At 58.8% G+C, this 1,163-nt stretch carries 1 protein-coding gene; it reads left to right on the forward strand.

Annotation, left to right across the window (positions count from 1 at the left end):
- The coding region (locus TH468_RS21805; protein WP_371268760.1) for a beta strand repeat-containing protein at positions 1 to 1,163 on the forward strand (1,163 nt) is incomplete at both ends.

Below are 1,163 nucleotides of genomic sequence, written 5' to 3' on the forward strand. Positions count from 1 at the left end.
CGGCACATCGAGCCGTGTTGTGACCCTTACCGGCATTACCGATAGTGGCGGCACGGCAAATGGTGGCACTGACAGTACGACCCTGAATGTTGCCGCCACCGTGACGGTGGCGGCGGTGAATGACGCACCGGAACTGGCCAATGGCGGTAATACCGTCAATTTCTCGGCCGGAAGCGGTACCGGGATTGTGATCAATAACGGCCTGACGGTATCGGATGTGGACAATACCACGCTTGCCTCGGCGACTGTTTCGATTACGGGCGGTCTGGCTACCGGTGATACACTTGGTTTTACCTCCGATGCGGCATTTGGCAATATTACCGGGTCTTATAATGCCGGAACCGGTGTTCTGACCCTGACATCGGCAGGCGAGACGGCGACGGTTGCCCAGTGGCAAGCCGCCCTGCGGTCTGTGACTTTCAGCAATGGTGAAGCATCGCCAGTTATGGGCACGCGCACGGTCAGCTTTGCCGTTAATGATGGTGGTACCAACAGCACGGCTGCCACCAGCAGCGTGGAGATCGTCTTTGCGCCGGTCATCGGCAATCTGAATGGTGATAGTGTCACCTATACCGAAGGCGGCGGTGCCGTTTCGATTGATGCCGGAACGGCGGCAACCGTGACCGATAGCGACAATACCGATTTCAATGGCGGTAATCTGACCGTTAGTATCACAGGCGGCGGCAATGCGGCGCAGGATATCCTGGGGCTTTCGACCGGGGGCACGATTACGCTTTCCGGCTCAACTGCGGGCGCGACTGTCAGTGTCGGTGGCACCGTGATCGGTACGCTGGCCAACAATATTGCCGCAGGCAACAATCTGGTGATCAATTTCGATGGTAACGCCACCCCTGCACGGGTCGCGAGCCTTCTGGCGGCGATCCAGTACAGCAACAGCAACGCGGATGATCCGACGACAGGGGCGCGGACGGTCCGGGTGACGGTTACCGATGCGTCGGGTGGTTTTACCTCCGCCCCGGCTGATGTTACGGTCAATGTGGTGGGTGTGAATGATGCGCCGACGGTTTCGGCGACTGGTGGCACTCCGACCTTTACCGAAGGTGGGACGGCGGTTGATCTGTTCTCTGGTGTCACGATCAGCACGGGTGAAAGCGGTCAGACGATTTCGGGTATGACCTTTACGGTGACCAATGCCGAAGCCA

This window comes from Thalassospira sp. MCCC 1A03138 (assembly GCF_002115785.1).
Taxonomy (GTDB): Bacteria; Pseudomonadota; Alphaproteobacteria; order Rhodospirillales; family Thalassospiraceae; genus Thalassospira.